At 44.4% G+C, this 4,258-nt stretch carries 3 protein-coding genes; all 3 read left to right on the top strand.

Annotated features, from left to right (window positions below):
* Window positions 1–409 precede the first annotated feature (409 nt).
* The 3 genes from metG to lptC all read left to right on the top strand — a co-directional run bounded on the left by metG (window position 410) and on the right by lptC (window position 4,141).
* Window positions 410–2,074: a methionine--tRNA ligase gene (gene metG, locus RMO79_RS20300; protein WP_310485084.1), complete on the top strand. Its 1,665-nt coding sequence runs from the start codon at window positions 410–412 to the stop codon at window positions 2,072–2,074.
* A 117-nt stretch (window positions 2,075–2,191) separates the two neighbouring features.
* Entirely contained in the window at window positions 2,192–2,782 is a 591-nt protein-coding gene (locus RMO79_RS20295; RefSeq protein ID WP_310485083.1) for an NYN domain-containing protein, read from the top strand.
* A 234-nt stretch (window positions 2,783–3,016) separates the two neighbouring features.
* Complete coding sequence (gene lptC / locus RMO79_RS20290; RefSeq protein ID WP_310485082.1) at window positions 3,017–4,141, top strand: LPS export ABC transporter periplasmic protein LptC; 1,125 nt, start codon at window positions 3,017–3,019, stop codon at window positions 4,139–4,141.
* Window positions 4,142–4,258: the final 117 nt, after the last annotated feature.

The following is a 4,258-nucleotide window of genomic DNA, read 5'->3' as shown; positions in this document are numbered from 1 at the left end:
CCCACGCATAAAGACTCCGATGCTCTACCATTGAGCTAGTTATCCAGGTAGTTAGACTCCATTCTACCAGGGTAATTAGTTAATTAGGCAACAATGCACCGAATTTCAGTAGGATTGAGGTCAATGTCAGCTATGATAGATACTGGAGCTACACTTGGGCGCACTTATTCGCCTTGGGCGAAAAGCGTAGTCGCAGCGTGCCAAAAACTCTTCAACCGACACGCGCTTACTTTAAGCTTTTAATGTCAAAAATTATTGTCATCAGTCTATACAGCACTCAACATCGATTGATTTTAATATGAGGATCTAGAGATCTAATCCAACTGTAGTCCAAGCTTTGGGCAATTTGTATTGTCAACTCATATCCGAGATACTTCTTGCCGAATTTCGATACATTCTAGCTGCCTTTATGAATCCTACTAATAAACAGTCTTTTACAGTTACTACGCCGTTGTATTATGTTAATGACGTACCGCACATCGGACATGCTTACACGACAATGGCAGCGGATACGATCGCCAGATGGCAGCGACTGCAACATCGAGATGTGTTGCTGATTACTGGTACTGATGAACACGGGCAAAAAATCGAGCGAACAGCCATTGCCGCAGGTGTCGAACCTCAAGTTCACTGCGATCGCATTGTCGAGCGATTTGACTCGCTGTGGAGCAAGCTGAACATAAAATACGATAGATTTAGTCGGACGACAGCCGCTAATCATCAGCAGATCGTCAAGGATTTTTTCCAACGGGTGTGGGAAAGTGGCGATATCTATCAAGGCACGCAACAGGGTTGGTATTGTGTTGCCTGTGAAGAGTTTAAGGAGGAGCGAGATCTGCTTGAAGACAAGCACTGTCCACTCCATCCCAGCAAGCAGGTAGAATGGCGCGATGAAAGTAATTATTTTTTTAGACTTTCTAAATATCAACAGCAACTAGAAGCTTTATATGCCGAACATCCCGATTTTATCTTGCCCATCAGTCGCCGGAATGAAGTTCTCAAATTTGTAGCTCAAGGGTTGCAAGATTTTTCAATTTCGAGAGTCAATGTCAATTGGGGAATCCCGCTGCCAACAGATCCCGATCAAACAATTTACGTGTGGTTCGATGCCTTATTAGGCTATGTTACGGCTTTAATCGATCCCCATGCCGAAGCCAGTTTAGACAATGCTCTTCACTCCCGCTGGCCGATCGATTTACATCTAATTGGTAAGGATATTTTACGCTTTCATGCTGTTTATTGGCCTGCCATGTTGATGTCAGCAGGATTACCGCTACCAGAGCGCGTTTTTGCCCACGGTTACTTTACTAAAGATGGTAAAAAAATCAGCAAAAGTGAAGGCAATGCGATCGATCCGATCGCATTAGTCGATCGGTATGGTGCCGAACCATTACGGTATTATTTTCTTAAAGAAATCGAGTTCGGTCAGGATGGAGATTTTAACGAAACCCGATTTGTTGAAATCGTCAATGCCGATCTTGCCAATAGTTTGGGGAACCTAGTCAATCGCACCCTGAACATGGCAAAAAAATATTGCCAGGGTCGAGTACCAGATTGCAATGCCGCAGATATTTCTGCCGATAATCCCCTCAAAATATTGGGTCGAGATTTAGGATCTCAAGTGGATATCGCTTATAACAGTTTAGCTTTTAAAACTGCTTGCGAAGCAATTTTTAATCTAGTTCGCTCTAGTAATAAATATATTGACGATCTCGCGCCGTGGACGTTATTCAAACAAGATAAACATGCGGAGTTAGCCCAAGTTTTATATTCTGTTTTAGAATCAGCTCGGTTATCGGCTTACTTATTGTCGCCGATCGTCCCTAAAATTAGTACGGATATTTATCGACAGTTAGGGCTAAATATCGACTTCGATCTAAATTGCTGTAATAATAGTAACAACGATCTCGCTTCACAAGTTACCGTTAATTCCGAATCGCCGATCGATAACACCGCTGCAATCGAAAATTGGGAACATCATCAAACATGGGGGATTTTACAAGCAAATTACCAATTAGGCGAACCACAGCCAATCTTTACCAAGCTAGAATTGCCAACTGCTCCTAGTAGTTAGCTTTCATCCGCTCTAGATCGACTCAAGATTGAAGATCGTTATGCAGATCCAAATCTTTTAAAAAACTTTTTTAATTTTCATCTTTTTTCAAACTTTAAATAACTTTAAATTATAACGATGAATAGTTTTAGTCATGATGAAAATTCGATATTTTCAGCACAGCAGGTCTTGGAAAATCGCGGGAGAGTGGCAATTTTCGTCGATGGGTCTAACCTGTTTTACGCAGCACTCCAACTAAATATTGAAATCGATTATACAAAATTGTTAGCTCGATTGACTGGCGGTTCGCGATTATTGAGGTCTTTTTTCTACACTGGAGTCGATCGCACCAACGAAAAGCAACAGGGATTTTTGTTGTGGATGAGGCGCAATGGTTATCGGGTAATTGCCAAAGATTTAGTACAACTTCCCGATGGCTCTAAGAAAGCCAATCTGGATGTCGAAATTGCTGTCGATATGATGGCATTAGTCGGCTCTTACGACACCGCAGTGTTGGTGAGCGGCGATGGCGATCTTGCTTATGCTGTCGATGCAGTCAGTTATCGCGGCGTGCGCGTAGAAGTTGTCAGCTTACGATCGATGACTAGCGATAGTCTGATTAATGTTTCCGATCGATATATCGATCTCGAAAATGTCAAAGAAGAAATCCAAAAAACGCCCAGAAGTAACGTGGGACTGCTGTCGGTGACTCCCGACATCTGTTATTAACACAAGTTGATAGTTTAGTTTTTGGGTGTGGGGAATGTGGGAGGTATGGGAAGTAAATTAAAACTCGACTTTATAAAACCTCCCCATCCTCTTTCCGCGATCGAGTAACTGGTAACTTAGGTTAGTAGCGGATGCCGATAACTAATCGATCGGGAAAATATAGTAAAAGTCCCCTCATGGGAACAATCTAAAATCTAAATGACTCCCGATCTTTAGACTTAGCTTAGGTCAAGCATGAAAGTATACCACGGCCTAGAGATTGTCTTAACGATCGCGATTTTAGGGATGGGAGGGTGTAGTCGTCAACCTGCAAAACTACAACCCACTCCGACACCAACAGCAGTCGAAGCCAAACTATCGCTAGATAATCTCAGTTTCGAGCAAGTAGATAAACAGGGAAAACCGCTGTGGAAAGTCCGCGCACAGCGTGGTGTCTACGCACCCGATCGCAAAACAGCCAAAGTCACCAATATTACTGGAGATCTTTATCAAGACGGTCAAATTATCCTTCATCTCACCGCTAAATCGGGTGAATTAGAACAAGCAGGCGAAAAAATAGTCTTGCGCGGCGATGTCGTCGCTACCGAAACGCGGAATAATCTCGTCATCATCGGACAAGAAGTGACATGGCAACCCAAAGCCGATCTGCTCACCATTCGCAACCGCGTGCGTGCCACTCAACCCAAATTGCAAGTAGATGCCAATGAAGGTAAATATATCAGCCGCAAACAACAACTAGATCTAGCTGGAAAAATTACCGCATTTTCCACCGATCCCCGCTTGGCAATGCAGACAGAGCATCTCACCTGGCTGGTAAAAGACCAAAAAGTCATCGGCGATCGGCTCACCCAAATTCAACGCTATACAGGAAATCGCATTACCGACAGAGTTGTGGCTAATAACTTCTCTAGCGCGCTCGATCGCAAAATCATTAATTTACAGGGCAACGTCAGATTAGATGCCACCAATCCGATAATTCAGGTTAATGGCGAATCATTCTCCTGGAATCTCGGTCGCGAATTAATTACAGCCGATCGACCTTTAAAAATTGTCCATTTGCAAGAATCGCTCGTGTTCGATGCAAATGCTGGAGAACTCGATCTCAAAGCTTCCACTGCAACACTCACAGGCAATGCTACTGGTATCGCCACTCGCAACCAAACTAAACTCAGAAGCGATCGTCTAATCTGGCAAATTGCTTCCCAACAACTAGTTGGAACTGGTAATGTGGTCTATCAACAGGTCGATCCAGTGATTAAGTTTACTGGCACTCGTGGCATCGGCAAACTCCAAGATCGCTCGATCGTCGTCAGCAGCGATGGAAAACAGCAAGTTCGGACAGAATTTATCCCGAAATAGGCTTTAGTGGATAGTGGATAGTGGATGGATTTTGGAAATATACCCGTGCGCGCGGGGGCGCGGGGGGGGCGGGGGGGGGGGGGGGGGGGGGGGGGGGGGGGGGGGGGGGCGGGGGGG

This window comes from Chamaesiphon sp. VAR_48_metabat_403 (assembly GCF_031422475.1).
Classification (GTDB): Bacteria; Cyanobacteriota; Cyanobacteriia; order Cyanobacteriales; family Chamaesiphonaceae; genus Chamaesiphon.
Note: the sequence above shows the minus strand (reverse complement) of the source record. Positions and strands in the feature narration are given on the sequence as shown.

Excerpts from the sequence above, each read along its gene's own strand:
- lptC (WP_310485082.1), top strand. The coding sequence starts at position 3,017 with ATGAAAGTATACCACGGCCTAGAGATTGTCTTAACGATCGCGATTTTA.
- RMO79_RS20295 (WP_310485083.1), top strand. The coding sequence starts at position 2,192 with ATGAATAGTTTTAGTCATGATGAAAATTCGATATTTTCAGCACAGCAG.
- metG (WP_310485084.1), top strand. The coding sequence starts at position 410 with ATGAATCCTACTAATAAACAGTCTTTTACAGTTACTACGCCGTTGTAT.